8 protein-coding genes are annotated in these 15,044 nt (G+C 70.8%); 2 read left to right on the top strand and 6 right to left on the bottom strand.

The features are described from left to right. Nucleotides 1–71: 71 nt before the first annotated feature. The 3 genes from JK363_RS30650 to JK363_RS30640 all read right to left on the bottom strand — a co-directional run bounded on the left by JK363_RS30650 (nucleotide 72) and on the right by JK363_RS30640 (nucleotide 5,349). Nucleotides 72–1,841, bottom strand: a complete 1,770-nt coding sequence (locus JK363_RS30650; RefSeq protein ID WP_201880020.1) for a BCCT family transporter — start codon at nucleotides 1,839–1,841, stop codon at nucleotides 72–74. Between the two features lie 122 nt (nucleotides 1,842–1,963). After that, complete coding sequence (locus tag JK363_RS30645) at nucleotides 1,964–3,286, bottom strand: M14 family metallopeptidase (RefSeq protein WP_201880017.1); 1,323 nt, start codon at nucleotides 3,284–3,286, stop codon at nucleotides 1,964–1,966. Between the two features lie 71 nt (nucleotides 3,287–3,357). Then, on the bottom strand, nucleotides 3,358–5,349 hold the full coding sequence (locus JK363_RS30640; RefSeq protein WP_307821925.1) for a Xaa-Pro dipeptidyl-peptidase: 1,992 nt from the start codon (nucleotides 5,347–5,349) through the stop codon (nucleotides 3,358–3,360). Between the two features lie 184 nt (nucleotides 5,350–5,533). Between JK363_RS30640 and JK363_RS30635 the strand changes: the two genes are divergently transcribed. Beyond that, a complete protein-coding gene (locus JK363_RS30635) occupies nucleotides 5,534–7,024 on the top strand; it encodes a M1 family metallopeptidase (protein ID WP_307821923.1) in 1,491 nt (496 codons plus the stop codon). Nucleotides 7,025–7,062: 38 nt separating this feature from the next. Here the strand turns inward: JK363_RS30635 and JK363_RS30630 are convergent, their stop codons facing one another. Continuing rightward, nucleotides 7,063–7,920 (bottom strand): oxygenase MpaB family protein, encoded by an 858-nt coding sequence (locus tag JK363_RS30630; RefSeq protein ID WP_201880014.1) that lies wholly within the window; start codon nucleotides 7,918–7,920, stop codon nucleotides 7,063–7,065. A gap of 46 nt (nucleotides 7,921–7,966) precedes the next feature. Next, nucleotides 7,967–11,791 carry a glycoside hydrolase family 2 TIM barrel-domain containing protein gene (locus JK363_RS30625; protein ID WP_236076220.1) on the bottom strand — a complete coding sequence of 1,275 codons (3,825 nt, stop codon included), beginning with the start codon at nucleotides 11,789–11,791 and terminating at the stop codon, nucleotides 7,967–7,969. Between the two features lie 204 nt (nucleotides 11,792–11,995). Between JK363_RS30625 and JK363_RS30620 the strand changes: the two genes are divergently transcribed. Beyond that, nucleotides 11,996–12,766, top strand: a complete 771-nt coding sequence (locus JK363_RS30620) for a MerR family transcriptional regulator (RefSeq protein WP_201880012.1) — start codon at nucleotides 11,996–11,998, stop codon at nucleotides 12,764–12,766. A 73-nt stretch (nucleotides 12,767–12,839) separates the two neighbouring features. Here JK363_RS30620 and JK363_RS30615 read toward each other — a convergent pair whose 3' ends face one another. Beyond that, nucleotides 12,840–15,029: a 3-hydroxyacyl-CoA dehydrogenase NAD-binding domain-containing protein gene (locus JK363_RS30615; protein WP_201880009.1), complete on the bottom strand. Its 2,190-nt coding sequence runs from the start codon at nucleotides 15,027–15,029 to the stop codon at nucleotides 12,840–12,842. Nucleotides 15,030–15,044: the final 15 nt, after the last annotated feature.

The following is a 15,044-nucleotide window of genomic DNA, read 5'->3' as shown; positions in this document are numbered from 1 at the left end:
CGGCCCGTCCCGGTGTGGGGCACCGGGACGGGCCGTTGGGATGCCGCCGTGCGGCTCCCGCGGAGCCTTGGCTATGCCGTGCCCGCGGGGGCGGGGTCGACCGGGCTGTCCGCGCCTTCGCCGTCCTGCGGAGGGTCGGGCGGGGTGGCCGGGCCGATCCGGAGCTCGAACTCGCCGTCGTACTTCTCGTGTCCGGCGATGACGGCCATCTCGACCGCCGCCTCGCCCTTCTCGCCCCGGACGATCAGCGGGTCACGGCGCAGATCCCGCATCAGGGCCCAGCAGAGCCCCACCATCACGAGGGTGAACGGCGCGGCCACCAGGATCGTCAGATTCTGGAGGCCCTTCAACGCGTCCTCCTCGCCACCGCCGATCATCAGCATGATGGCCGCGACGCCACCGGTGACCACACCCCAGAAGACCACGACGAACCGGGTGGGTTCGAAGGCGCCCTTCTGCGAGAGCGTGCCCATCACGATGGACGCCGCGTCGGCGCCGGAGACGAAGAAGATGCCGACGAGGATCATCACCAGGACGCTCATCACGCCCGCGATCGGGTACTGGTCGAGCACACCGAAGAGCTGGCCCTCGGGCGTGGTCTCCTTGCCCAGCCGGCCCGCGGCCTCCAGCTTCATCGCCGAACCGCCGAAGATCGCGAACCACAGCAGACTGACGGTGCTCGGCACCAGGATCACACCGCCCACGAACTGCCGGATGGTGCGGCCGCGGCTGATGCGGGCGATGAACATGCCGACGAACGGCGTCCAGGAGATCCACCAGGCCCAGTAGAAGACCGTCCAGCTGCTCAGCCAGTCGGCGACCGACTTGCCGCCGGTGGCCTCGGTGCGGCCCATGAGCTGCGGCAGATCGCCGAGGTAGCTGCCGATCGAGGTGGGCAGCAGATCGAGGATGATGATCGTCGGGCCCGCGACGAACACGAAGACGGCCAGGAACAGCGCCAGCACCATATTGATGTTGGACAGCCACTGGATGCCCTTGGCGACACCGGAGACGGCGGAGGCGATGAACGCCGCCGTGAGGATCGCGATGACGGCCACCAACAGCGAGGTGCCCACATCGCTCTTCCAGCCCAGCACCTCGACACCGCTGCCGATCTGGAGCGCGCCCAGGCCCAGCGAGGCGGCGGAGCCGAAGAGGGTGGCGAAGATGGCGAGGATGTCGATGAGCCGGCCGACCCAGCCGTTCGCGTGGCGCCGGCCGATGAGCGGGGTGAAGACGGCGCTGATGGTCTGGCGACGGCCGCGCCGGAAGGTGCTGTACGCGATGGCCAGCCCGACCACCGCGTAGATCGCCCACGGATGCAGCGTCCAGTGGAAGAGCGTGGTCGACATGGCGGTTTCCATCGCCTCGGCCGCGCCCTTGGGGTCGGTGCCCGGCGGCGGACTCACGAAGTGCGACAGCGGCTCGCTCACGCCGTAGAACATCAACCCGATGCCCATGCCCGCGCTGAACATCATCGCGACCCATGAGACGGTGCGGAATTCGGGCTCCTCGCCCTGCTCGCCGAGCGTGATCTTGCCGTAGCGGCTCATGGCCAGCCACAGAGCGAAGATCACAAAGCCCGACGCGACGAGGACGAAGGCCCACCCGCCGTTGTGCATCAGCCCGGACAGCAGGTCCGCCGAGGCGTCCTCCAGGGTGTCGGTGGCGGCCGCGCCCCAGATGACGAAGGCGAGCGTGAGCGCGGCGGAGACGCCGAACACCACGCGGTCCGTCTGAGGGGCCCGGGACTGCTCCGGGCTCCCCGGACTTCCGGTCTTACCCGTTGTACCCGGAGGACCGCCCTTGGCGTCCCCCGTGGTCTTACCTGTCTCCGTCACGCAAAAACCTTTCACAGGATGTTCAACGACGTTTGGTCAACGAGTTTGCGGCTACCCAGTAGTTGGGGAGGCATGCCCTTTTTCCACCGCCGCGCAATGTCCTGTATCGGCAGGTCAGGCGGTCAGCAATGGTCCGCGGGCCGTCCGGTGGTGAGGTGGTACGCGGCACGTTCGTCCAGCAGCAGCGGTACCAGCGCACGCGCGGACTGGCGCAGGGTGACGAGCACACCCCCGCCGGAGCCGGAATCGGGGCGCACCCGCACTCCGTGGAGCGCCAGTTCGTCCGTGACCTCGCCGTACTGCGCGGCGTCCAGCCGGTAGCCGCACGGCGGGTCCTGGAGTATCTCGCTCTCCTCGGCCGGGTCGTTGTCGGCGCCGCCGAAGTACACCGGACCGCGGTCGGCGTATCCGGCGAGGCGGGCGGCCGTGGTGGCGGCCTCGATCCGGCCGCGCCGCTCCTTCACATAGTCGAAGGCGCCATCCAGGGAGGCGAGGTGTGAGAGGACCCGCCGCCGGTTGTTGAGCGCGGGGTCGGCCTCCTCCTCGTCGGTGAGGGCTTCGGCGCGGGTCTCCACCAGCAGCCCCACGGAGTTCTTGGCCCCGAGGGTGTTGCGCAGGATCCGTTCCTGGTCGTCTCCGGCGGTCTGCTTGATGGGCTCGCCGGTCTCCGGGTCGGTCCAGATCCCGTAGTCCCCGACGGAGTAGCCCGCGGCCACGGCCCGCGGCCGGACATAGGAGTTGGACAGGGTCCGCCCCTCGTGGTGCACGGTATCCGCGGTGTTGAGGTTACGCGGCCACAGGGTGAGCACATCCTTCCTGTAGTACGGGGCGGTGGGGGTGTACTCGTGCAGGTCGTAGACGGTGTCGGGGGCCCAGTCACGGATCACGGCCGCCATGGTGCGGGCCTCGGCGGATGTCAGCTCGATGTGGTCGCGGTTGATGTCGATGGTCTGGGAGTTGGTGCGGGTGCCGGCTGCGCGGCCGTCCGGGTTGGCGGTGGGCACCACCAGGACGTTGGTGCGCTCCAGGAAGTGGCGGGTGGCGGAGTCCCTGGCATAGGCGAGGCGGCGGACGGTGGACAGACACGCCTCACGGCCGGACGGTTCATCACCGTGCTGTGAGCAGATGAGCAGCATGGTGTTGCGGGTGGCGTGGGCGGGGTCGGCGGGAGCGGTGGCCGCCCCGATCCGGACCAGGCGCAGCGGGCGGCCCTGGGCGGTGGTGCCGATCCGGTCGATGGCGATACGGGGGCTCGCCTTGTCGACCGTGGCCAGGAAGTCCGTCTCCTCCGCCTCGGAGGTCCAGCGGGCACCGTGGCTGGTCTCGAAACCGGTGCGGGGAGGGGAGGGCTGTGCGTGTGCGGGGGCGATGCATACGGATCCGGTCAGAACCGCGCCCATGGTTCCGCAGATCGCGGTACGCAGCACACGAGAGGACGAGGGCATGAACGGTGCCTCCTCGGCAGCCTGGGGGGAACGCGGTGCCCGGCGGGCGCCGGGCACCGCGTGGCAGGGGTTCAGCCGGTGGTGCGTGCGGAGGGCATACGGTCGCCCTGCCGCCCCGGCTCCGGCTCGGCGACCCCCTTCTTCAGCAGCCCGGCGGGCGGGGATCCGGTGGTGGCATCCGGTGCTCCGCCGACCAGCGGCAGCCGGGCGGAGGTGCGGTGCAGATCGAGGGTCAGCTTCGGGGTGGTGTCCGGCGGTTCGATGAGGCCCGCGTCGGTCCCGGCGACGATGAGGGCGAGCCGGTGTCCGGCCGGGACGATGTGGTCGGTGGCGGCGAGATCGAGGGTGAGGGTGTAGCGCTCGCCCGGGGTCAGCGGGCGGCCCTTGCCGTCACCGGCGTAGGTGCCGAGGTCGGCCCAGCCGCGGCTGACGACCGTGTGGTCGACCTGGGCGGGATCGGCGGCGGTCTCCTTGAAGCAGGCGCTGTCACCCTCCGTGCTGCTCCCCCAGCAGGTGCGCCGCTCGTGGGTGACGATCCCCTCGCCGTCCCCGGTGTAGTGACGGATGGTGGCCGGGCCGACGTCGACCAGGACCGCGGAGAGATGGGCGCTGGTGGTGGAGGGGGTGGCGGTGACGGTCACCGTGCCCGAGCCGGACAGCCGCAGCGGTCTGCGCAGCGGTCCGGTGGTGAAGCCCGCCTTGTCCGGGGTGGACCGTCCGAGCTGCGCGGCCCAGTCGGCCTCGCTCAGCGCGGGGTTGTCGGTGAAGGTCTCGGTCGTACCGGGCGCGGCCCGCCGGGTGCCGAGGACGCCGACGCCGGGGGTGTCGCCACCGCGCGGGCGCAGAGTGGTCTGCCGGGTGCCGGACGGGGGCCAGACGCGATCGGTGGACCACTGGTCGGGGGCGCGCTCGACATCGGCCATCGGTTCACGCTCGATGCCGTTGTCGATGCCCATGAGGGAGTGGTCGAACCAGCGGTGCAGGGTGCGCACCCAGTGCCCGCGCCGGAAGTCGAACGGGTCGACATGTCCCGCCTGGGAGAGCCAGATCTTGCGCTCGACACCCGCGCGGGAGAGCGCGTTCCACCACTGTCCGAGGTGCTTGGTGCGGACGTTGAGGTCCTGCATGCCGTGGACGGCGAACACGCTGGCGCGGACCTTGCGGGCGTCGGGTACGTAGTCGCGGGCGCTCCACAGCGCGGTCCAGTCGCCGGTCCGCGGCGCTCCCTCGACCAGCCGCCGCTGCACGGCCGCGCAGCGCCCGCGGGCGGCGTCGCTCTCGACGGCATCGGCGAGGGCGTCGGGGCCGGAGTCGAAGAGGGGCGCTCCTCGCGCGAAGTAGTAGTCGTACCAGGAGGAGATGGCGCCGATGGGCACGATGGTCTTGAGCCCCTTGACGCCGGTGGCGGCCACCCCGTTGGCCACGGTGCCGTCGTAACTCTTGCCGATCATGCCGGTGGCGCCGTTGGACCAGGTGGCTTGGACGGCTCTGCCGCCGCTGGGGGCGTCGTAGCCGCGGGCCCGGCCGTTCAGCCAGTCGACGACGGACTTCGCGGACTGGATGTCGGACCGGCCGCCGATGTCCACACAGCCGTCGGAGCGGCTGGTTCCGGCGAGGTCGACCAGGACGGTGGCGTAGCCGCGCGGTACGAAGTAGTTGTCGTAGAAGAGCGGGAACCGCACCGGGTTCCCGGCCGCGTCATAGGTCTTGGTCTGGCTCTCGTTGCCGCGTCCGCAGCAGGCGTAGTACGGGCTGGCGTCCATGATGACGGGGATGCGGCGACCCGCCTGGGCGGGTTCGCGCGGCCGCACGATGTCGACGGCGACGCGGTCGGTCCTTCCGTCCGCGTCGCCGTCGACCCTGGTGTCCACCCATACGGACTCACGTATGGCGTGGTCGTAGGAGTAGACGGGTCTGCTCTCCCGGGCTCCGGCGGTGGCCGCATGGGCGGCCTGGGCGCCCAGCGGGGGCAGCAGGGTGACGGCGGCGGCCAGCAGTGCGGTGACCGACAACAGGATCAGCGTGGTCCGGTGGATGCGGGATTTCCGCCTCGGTAGCAGCACGGCCGGACGGTAGCGCGAGTCAACTCCCGGGCAGAAGAGGCGCGCACCGGAACTGACGGTTCCGCACCTGACGGTATGTCGGCTGGATGTCGATTACATGTCAGAAAGCGGGATGGGCGGGCGGAACCAGCCGGGAGTACATAGAGTCGCGAGTGATCGTTCTCCCCTACGAGTTGGAGGACTCGTGCGTCACCACAGACTTCTCGTTCCGGGTGCGGCCGCGGCCTGCCTGCTGCTGGCGATCCCGGCGTCGGCGGCCGATGCCACCCCGGGCGCCCCCGGCGTCGGGGATTCCTACTACCCCTCGTACGGCAACGGCGGGTACGACGTCTCCCACTACGACCTGCGGCTGAAGTACCAGCCGACGACGGACCGGCTGGAGGGCACGACGACCGTCCTGGCCACCGCCACCCAGGATCTGTCGCGCTTCAACCTGGACTTCGCGCTGGATGTGAGCGAGGTGCTGGTGGGCGGGAAGAAGGCGGCGTTCACCGCGACCGGCGACCACGAGCTGGAGATCACCCCGGCCGCGCCGCTGGACAAGGGCCGCCCCTTCACCGTGGTGGTGCGCTACCACGGCACCCCGTCGAAGGTGGAGGCGAGCGGGTTCACCGCCTGGCTGCGCACCCCCGACGGGGCGGTGGCGGCCGGTGAGCCGGAGTCGGCGTGGTGGTGGTACCCCAGCAATGACCATCCGCTGGACAAGGCCACGTACGACGTGTCGGTGGCGGTCCCGGACGGGACCCAGGCGATCAGCAACGGGACCCTCCAGTCGACCTCCTCCAAGCTGGGCTGGACGCGGTACAACTGGCGCTCCGCCAAACCGCAGGCCACGTATCTGACCACGCTGGCGGTGGGCAAGTTCGACATCACCAAGGACACCACCGCGAGCGGCCTGCCGGTCATCAACGCCTACAGCAAGGACCTCGGCGACAACGCGGGCGCGGCGCGGGCGAGCGTGGAGCGCTCGGCGGAGATCGTGGACTGGGAGTCCACCGTCTTCGGCCCGTACCCCTTCGAGGCGCTGGGCGGCTATGTGCCGAACGTGCCCACCGGGTTCGCGCTGGAGACCCAGACCCGGCCGTTCTACAGCCCGCGCCAGTTCTCCCGGGGCGCGAACGCCTCGGTGGTCGTCCATGAGCTGGCCCACCAGTGGTTCGGCGACAGCGTCTCGCTGAAGGACTGGCGGGACATCTGGATCAACGAGGGGTTCGCCTCCTACGCCCAGTGGCTGTGGTCGGAGAAGGAGGGCGAGGGCACCGCGCAGGAGCTGGCGGACTACACCTACGCCTCCTACCCGGCGGACGACCCGTTCTGGACGGTGAAGCCGGCCGACCCGGGCGCGGAGAACCAGTTCCACGGCGCGGTGTACGACCGGGGCGCGCTGGCCCTCCAGGCGCTGCGCAACAAGGTCGGCGACAAGGACTTCTTCGCCATCATCAAGGGCTGGACGGCGAAGAACCGGTACGGCAACGCCTCGGTGCGGGACTTCATCACCTTCGCCGAGAAGGTGTCCGGCAAGCCGCTCGACGAGCTCTTCGAGACCTGGCTGTACACCCCGGCCAAGCCCGCCGCGTCGGCCGCGAAGGCGGCGGCGGTCAGCCCGGCCAAGGCCGTGGCGAAGCCGAAGTCGTGGGACCGGATCCAGGCCACGCACAGCGCCCACCGGCACTGACACCGGCCCGGACACCAGCGCCGGGCGGGCGGGAGAGCTCAGCCCGCCCGGCGCGCACCGGCCCGCGCCGCACGCGCGATCGGCAGATAGCGCAGCCGCTCCGGCAGCAGCGGTACGGTCACCCGCACCACCCGGCCGAACCAGCGCAGCCTGCGCTCCTGGGCATCCGTCCACTCCAGGCCGATGGCCGCCCGGGCGTCCGGCGGCATCAGCCCGGTGGTGAGGAAGGCGCGGAAGCGGGTGAACAGCGGGCGCAGACCCGGCCAGAGAAGCCGCAGCGGCAGCGGGCCGGGGGCGGGGACGGACGCGTCGGGGGCGGCCAGTTCACGGGCGACCGGTGTGGGCTCCAGCCGCTCGCGCACCACCGCCCGGTAGTACGTCCAGAACTCCTCGACGCTGCGCGGCAGCTCGTGGTCGGCGATGCCCAGCACTCGGCCGACATATCGCCACTCGGCGTACAGCGCGCGCTCCTCGGCGACGGTGAAGGGGCGGGCGCCCAGATAGTGCTGGGCACGCAGATAGACCGGGTAGCCGGTGGCGTGCACCCAGCGGTAGAGCTCGGGGTCGAGCGCGCGGTACGGACGGCCCTCGGCGTCCGTACCGCGGATATCGCGATGGAGGGCGCGCAGTCTGCGGCCCTCCGCCGCGGCCCGGTCCCCGCCGTAGACCCACAGCTGCACCGAGCGCAGCGAGCGCTCACCGCGCCCCCACGGATCGGTGCGGAACACGGAGTGCTGGTCCACGCCCGCCCCCACGGCCGGATGCGCCACCTGCATGGTCAGCGCGGCCGGGAGGGCGAGCACACTGCGCACCTCCCCCGCGATGGACCACAGGATGCCGCCGACGGGTGGCGGCCGGTGGTCCACGCCGGTGGGGCGGGGTCCGTGCTCGGTCATCGTCGATCGGAGGACGGCGGGCCGGGACGCGCCCGGCCCGCGGGGTTCACGACTGGTCGCTGCTCCTTCCAGTATGCGCCGCCGCGCCGGTGCCGAGCGGGCGCAGGGTCAGGGTGTAGTCGTAGGCCCGGTCGGCCTTCACCCGGTACGGGTCGCGGACCGGGTTGGGGGTATCGCCCACGCCGGTGACCGCGTGGTCGGCGTGCAGGGTGTGCCAGCCGTCGTTGCGCTTCAGGAAGTGCGGATAGGCCGCGCGGTCGAGATCGTCGTACGCGGTGGCGGCCACCTCGAGGTCACCAGAGACCAGCAGTCCGCCGCCGCGGCCGTCGGTGAGCGACGCCCAGCGCACATCGTCGTGGTTGCCGTGGTCCTGCGGCTTCAGATACTCCACGTACTGGTCCTTCACCGAGGAGGACCACACCCCCATGGGGGTGCCGTCCTTGCGGTCGTTGAAGCTCTCCACCGGGCCGCGGCCGTACCACCGGAAGGTGTCGTACCGCTGGGGCACCCGCAGCTTCAGCCCGATCCGCGGCAGATAGGACAGCGTGCGGAAGTCACCGCGTGCCTCGGCCCGGTGCCGTACCCGGATCGCGCCGGAGCCGTCGATCCGGTACGCCACGGTCTGGCCGAAGGACGCGCCGCTGACGTCGGGGGCGGCGGCGGTGGAGCGGACGGTCACGGTGACCGTGCCGTCGTCGCCGGGTGTCACCTCCACCCCGTCCACGGTGGTGCGCAGCCGGTCCAGGCCCAGGGCGCGCCAGCGTTTGCCCTCCGCGGTGCCCCAGTCGGAACGCTCGTTGCTGATCGGGGCGCGCCAGGCGTCCAGTTCGGGCCCGGAGCGCAGCAGTTCGCGGCCGTCCGCGCGCATCGAGGTGAGAGCGCCCTGCTTCTTGTCGAAGGTGTAGCGGAAGCCCTTGCCGGTGACGCGGACGGTGTCACCGCTCCCGGTGGCCTCGGCCGGGCCGCCGTCCGGGCGGGCGGCGGGTTCGGGGACCTTGTCGCCGCCGACCGCGAACTGGCCGAAGGACACCACGTGTCCGGCCTTCGCCCAGTCGGTGGTGCGGGCGGTGACGGCCTGAACGGTGAGGTGGCGCTCGTATCCGCCGGGGTTGGCGGGCGGGGCCGGGAGCTGGATCCGCTCGCTCGCGCCGGGGCCGACGTCCAGGGTGTGGCTGCCGTCGGCCACGGTTCTGGCGCCTTCGGTCACCTTCCAGCGCAGGGTGAGGTCCGGGGTGCCGGTGAAGGCGCGCTCATTGGTGACCGTGACCGCGCCGGAGCGGGCGCCGCCACCGGAGGACGGTTCGCTGATCCGGATCGGTGACTGCACCCAGGCGAGCTGGGCGGTTTCGGGTTCGGGGCGGCGGTCGGCGGTGACGAGTCCGTCGACCCCGGACTCGTAGAGTCCGTAGGAGAGATAGCTGCCCTCGCGGGTGACGTGGTCGAAGTCCAGCGCGATCAGGGCGCTGTGCTTGGGGTCCTCGTCCGCGGCCAGCCGGGCCGGGCCGAGGGCGGTGTCATAGACCCGGACCCGGTCGATGGTGCCCTTGGCGGTGCGTCCGGTCCAGCCGTCCTCCATGGCGTCGTTGTTGCGGCCGATGCCGAGGTCGAAGCCGGTGTAGTCGATCCGGCCGCTCCAGGCGGTCTCGGCGAGCTGCGCACCGTCCACGAACAGCCGCAGGGCGGTGCCGTCGTAGGTGCCGGTGACCCGGTGCCAGGCGCCGGTCCAGCCGGAGGGGACGGGGGCGGTGACGGTACGGGGCTTGCCCTGGCTGGTGAGGGTGAACTCCAGGGTGTCCTTGTCCTTCATCCGCAGCACGTACTGATCGCCCTTGCTGACGATGGTGAAGTCGCCGGTCCAGGGGTCGGCGGGCTTGACCCTGGCGTCGAGGCTGACGGCGGTACCGGTGAGGTCCAGCCGCGGATCGCGGTAGACCTCGACGAAGTCGTCAAGACCGGACAGATACAGGGCCTGGTCGCCCGTGGCCCCGGTGCTGCCGTCGACGACCTCCGGTTTGCCGGACAGGCTCGCGGCGATGTGGTTGCCGGAGGAGTCGGGGGTGGTGAGGAGCGGACGGCGGATGTTCTGCTCGGCCCAGTCCCAGATGAAGCCGCCCTGGGCGCGCGGCTGGGACCGCATCACCTCCCAGAACTCCCGGAAGTTGCCGAGGCTGTTGCCCATGGCGTGGGCGTACTCGCCCATCACGATGGGCTTGTCGAAGCTCTTGGCCTTGGACTCCAGGGAGGCCGGGGTCGGATAGCGGGGTCCGGCCACATCGGCGAACGGAGCGTCGCCGTCCGGCGAGTTGGACTGATGGTAGAGCGGACGGGTGGGCTCGCGCTTCTTGGTCCACTCGGCCATGGCGTAGTGGGCCTTGCCGAGCCCGGCCTCGTTGCCGGTGTCCCACAGGATGACGCTGGGATGGTTCTTGTCGCGTTCCACCATGCCCCGGTGGCGGTCGAGGAACGCCTTCCGCCACTCGGGGCGTTCGGCGAGGCAGTCCTGCGGGCAGCTCTCGTGGCTGTGGGTCTCGATCTCCATCTCGTCGTCGATCAGGATGCCCTCGCGGTCGGCGAGTTCGTAGAGATAGGGGTCCGAGGGGTAGTGCGAGGTGCGGATGGCGTTGACGTTCAGCCGCTTCATCAGCCGGATGTCCTGTTCCATCCGGGCCCGGGTGGCATGCCGTCCGGTGGCCGGGTCGGTCTCGGCGCGGTTGACGCCGCGGATCAGGACACGTTTGCCGTTGAGCTTCAGCAGCTTGTCCCTGACCTCGATCTCACGGAAGCCGACACTCTGGCGGACGGTCTGGACCGCCCTGCCGCCGGGGTCGCGCAGGGTGAGCACCAGCGCGTAGAGGTTCGGCGTCTCGTCGGACCACTTGGCGGGATCGGTGATCTTCCCGGTGAGTTCGGCCTTCCCGTTGTGCTCCTCGGCGCTCAGCCGCCGCACCTCACGCCCCCGGGGGTCGTAGAGCACCCCGGTGACCCGGTGCGGACCGCTGGTGTCGCCCGGGGTGCGCGCGATGTCCACCGCGGTGCGCAGGGTGGCGTGCCGGTAGGAGTCGTCGAGGTCGGTGGTGACGTATGCGTCCTGCATCCGGGTGGTGGGCGTGGAGTACAACGTCACGGAGCGGAAGATGCCCGCGTAGCGCCACTGGTCGTAGTCCTCCAGATAGGACCCGGCGCTCCAGCGGTGCACCTGGAGGGCGATCCGGTTACTGCCCGGACGCAGATAGTCGGTCACATCGAACTCGGCGGGCACATAGCCGCCCTGGTCGTAGCCGACATACCGGCCGTTGATCCACAGGAACCAGCCGGAGGTGACCCCGTCGAAGCGGATCACCTGACGGCGGCCGTCCCAGTCCCGGGGCACCTCGACGGTGCGGACGTACGCCCCGGTGGGGTTGATGTCGCGCGGCACCTTCGGCGGGGCGTCGGGAGCCATCTCGCTCTGTACGTTGCGGAACAGCGGATGGTCGAGGTCGTCGGTCTGCCAGGTGTGCGGCACCTGGACGCTCTGCCAGCCGGAGGTGCTGTAGTCCTCCTTCCAGAAGCCGCGCGGGGCGTCCTCGGGACGGTCGGCGAGGGCGAACCGCCATCGGCCGTCGAGGCTGCGCTCCCACTTCTTCCGGTCGGGGCTGTCGGGCCGCAGCCGGGCGTGCGGGGGTTCCTGGCCCTCGCCGGTGCGCTCGGGGTCCTCGAGATAGCTGTGCACCTCCGCGGGGAAACCGTCGGCGGCCGGTGCCCGGCCGGTGGCGGTGTCCGCGGCCGTGAGACCGAGGCCGACGGCGGTGGTCATCGCGAGCACCACCGCGATCAGCCGCCGGACCGGGCCGCCGGGGCCGCTGTGGGTTCTGCCGTGTGCCGTGCTCAACTCCCACCTCACCTCACAGATTCCGAAGAAATCAAACAGAGATGAACGGCATCGCACAGTATTGACGGAGGTGTGGGGCGTCAACCGTTCTCACAGCGGCCTCCGATGGCGAGGTTGCGGCGAGAGGTTTCACAGTGGTGATGAGACAGCAATACTGATGAACCCGATGGAGCAGCAGCACAGCGGAGAGCGAGGCGCGCCCCGATGACCACCCCCGACACCGAGGAACCGACTCTCACCGTCGATGAACTGGCGGCGCGTGCCGGGGTGACCGTCCGCACGGTCCGCTTCTACGGCACCCGCGGACTGCTGCCACCGCCGGTGATCGGCCCCCGCCGGGTCGGCCGCTACGGCGCCGAGCACCTCTCGCGGCTGGCGCTGATCGAGGAGCTCCAGCACCACGGGATGACCCTGGCCGCCATCGAGCGCTATCTTGGCCGGCTCCCGGAGGACATCAGCCCGGACGATCTGGCCATCCACCGTGCCATGGTGGCCTCCTGGGCCCCGGACGCCCCCGAGGAGATCAGCCGGGAGGAGCTGTCCCGGCGCGCGGGGCGGGAGTTGACGGAGGAGGACATCGACCGGCTGGCGGCGCTGGACGCCCTGGAGCCCACCGAGGACCCGGAGGTCTTCCGGATCGATCCCCGGGTGCTGAACCTGGGGATGCGGCTGCTGGACGTGCCGATCGAGCTGGAGACGATACTGGCGGCCCACGCCGTGGTGGTGGACCACACCCGCTCCGCGGCGCGGGAGCTGGGGCGGCTGTTCCGTGACGAGGTGTGGGGGCCGCAGCGGGACCGGGAGTCGGAGGCCGGTCCGGAGCGGGTGAAGGCGAAGAAGTCGCTGTCGGCCCATATGCAGCCGCTGGTGGTGCAGGCGCTGGTGATCGCGTTCCAGCGGTCGATGAAGCAGGAGCTGCGCGCCTGGTACGGGCAGGATCTCGCCGAGCGGGACGACCGCACGGACGACGCGTGACGTGACACCACGACCGCCGGTGACACCGGGAGGGCCCGGTCCACCGGCGGTCGTGGTTCTCCGTCGCCGGCCGTCAGTCCGCGAACGGCTCTCCCCGCTCGGCCTTCTCCACCAGCAGCGCGGGCGGCGCGAACCGCTCGCCGTACGCCGCCTCCAACTCCCGGGCGCGCGCCACGAATCCGGCGACACCGCCCTCGTAGCCGTTGATGTACTGAAGCACACCGCCGGTCCAGCCGGGGAAGCCGATACCGAGGATCGAGCCGATGTTGGCGTCGGCGACGGAGGTCAGCACCCCCTCCTCCAGCAGCCGCACGGTGTCGATGGCCTCGCAGAAGAGCATCCGCTCCTGCATGTCCGTAAAGGGAATGCGGGTGCCGTCGCCGTCGCCGCCGAAGTGCTCGCGCAGCCCCGGCCACAGCCCGGCGCGCTTGCCGGTGGTCTCGTCGTAGTCGTAGAAGCCCGCGCCACCGCTGCGGCCGGTGCGCCCGAACTCCTCGACCATGCGGTCGATGACCGTGTCGGCCGGATGCGGACGCCAGCTGCCGCCCGCCTCCTCGGTGGCCCGCCGGGTCTCCTCACGGATCTTGCGCGGCAGGGTCAGGGTCAGCTCGTCCATCAGGGAGAGCACCTTGGCCGGGTAGCCGGCCTGGGCGGCGGCCTGTTCCACCGAGGCCGGGTCGACGCCCTCCCCCACCATCGCCACACCCTCGTTGATGAAGTGCCCGATGACGCGCGAGGTGAAGAAGCCGCGCGAGTCATTGACCACGATCGGGGTCTTGTTGATCTGCCGCACCAGGTCGAAGGCGCGGGCCAGCGCCTTCTCGCCGGTCCGCTCACCCTTGATGATCTCGACCAGCGGCATCTTGTCCACCGGCGAGAAGAAATGCAGCCCGATGAAGTCGTCCGCGCGCTGCACCCCCTCGGCGAGCAGGGTGATGGGCAGCGTGGAGGTGTTGGAGCACAGCAGGGCGTCCGGGGCCACTACGCCCTCGATCTCCTGGAACACCTTGTGCTTCAGCGCCGGGTCCTCGAAGACCGCCTCGATCACCGCGTCACAGCCCGCGAGGTCGGCGGCATCGCCGGTCGGGGTGATCCGGGCCAGCAGCTCGTCCCGCTTGGCCTCCGTGGTGCGGCCCTTGGCGAGCGCCTTGGCCAGCAGCCCTTCGGAGTACGCCTTGCCCTGGGCCGCGGCCTCCGTGGACACGTCCTTGAGCACGACCTCGATCCCCGCCTTGGCGCAGGCGTAGGCGATGCCCGCGCCCATCATCCCGGCGCCCAGCACCGCGACCTTGCGGACCTGCTGGGGCTCGATGCCCTGCGGCCGGTTGGCACCGGAGTTGACCGCCTGGAGATCGAAGAAGAACGCCTGGATCATGTTCTTGGCGGTCTGGCCGATCACCAACTCGGTGAAATAGCGGCCCTCGATGACCTGCGCGGTCTCGAAGTCCACCTGTGAGCCCTCGACGGCCGCGGCCAGGATGTTGCGCGGCGCCGGGTAGGGGGCGCCGTTCAGCTGCTTGCGCAGATTGGCCGGGAAGGCGGGCAGGTTGACGGCGAACTTCGGATGGGCCGGGGTACCGCCCGGGATCCGGTAGCCCTTCTCGTCCCAGGGCTGGATGGACTCGGGGTGGGCGTCGATGAACGCCCGCGCCCGGGTGAACATCTCCTCCGGGGTGTCCACCACCTCATGCACCAGACCCGCGTCCAGGGCGCGCTTCGGGGCGTAACGCTGGCCCTGGAGCAGCACCTTGAGCAGGGCGTCGGTGACCCCGAGCAGCCGGACGGTACGGGCGACACCGCCGGCGCCCGGCAGCAGGCCCAGGGTGACCTCGGGGAAGCCGATCCGGGAGCCGGGGGCGTCGAGGGCGACGCGGTGGTGGCAGGCGAGCGCGATCTCCAGACCGCCGCCGAGCGCCGCGCCGTTGATCGCGGCGACGAGGGGCTTGCCGAGGGTCTCCAGCCGGCGCAGGCCCCGCTTGATGCGGAGGTTGACCTCGAACATCTCCTGGGCGTGGTCGGGCCCGGCCTGCATCATGTCCTTGAGGTCACCGCCCGCGAAGAAGGTCTTCTTGGCGGAGGTGATGACGATGCCGCGGATGGATTCGCTCTCGGCCTCGGCACGGTCGGCGATCGCGTCGAGGGAGTCGATGAACCCGGCGTTCATGGTGTTGGCGGACTGGCCGGGGTCGTCGAGGACGAGGGTGACGACGCCGTCGTCGCCCCGCTCCCAGCGGATGGCCGACGCGGTGGTGGTCTGGGTCATGGCACGGTCTCCAAG

It is taken from the genome of Streptomyces coffeae (assembly GCF_016741875.1).
Taxonomy (GTDB): Bacteria; Actinomycetota; Actinomycetes; order Streptomycetales; family Streptomycetaceae; genus Streptomyces; species Streptomyces coffeae.
Note: the sequence above shows the minus strand (reverse complement) of the source record. Positions and strands in the feature narration are given on the sequence as shown.

What these genes read in the sequence shown, in the direction of transcription:
- JK363_RS30645 (WP_201880017.1), bottom strand. Translation starts at nt 3,286, where the DNA reads ATGCCCTCGTCCTCTCGTGTGCTGCGTACCGCGATCTGCGGAACCATG.
- JK363_RS30630 (WP_201880014.1), bottom strand. Translation starts at nt 7,920, where the DNA reads ATGACCGAGCACGGACCCCGCCCCACCGGCGTGGACCACCGGCCGCCA.
- JK363_RS30620 (WP_201880012.1), top strand. Translation starts at nt 11,996, where the DNA reads ATGACCACCCCCGACACCGAGGAACCGACTCTCACCGTCGATGAACTG.
- JK363_RS30615 (WP_201880009.1), bottom strand. Translation starts at nt 15,029, where the DNA reads ATGACCCAGACCACCACCGCGTCGGCCATCCGCTGGGAGCGGGGCGAC.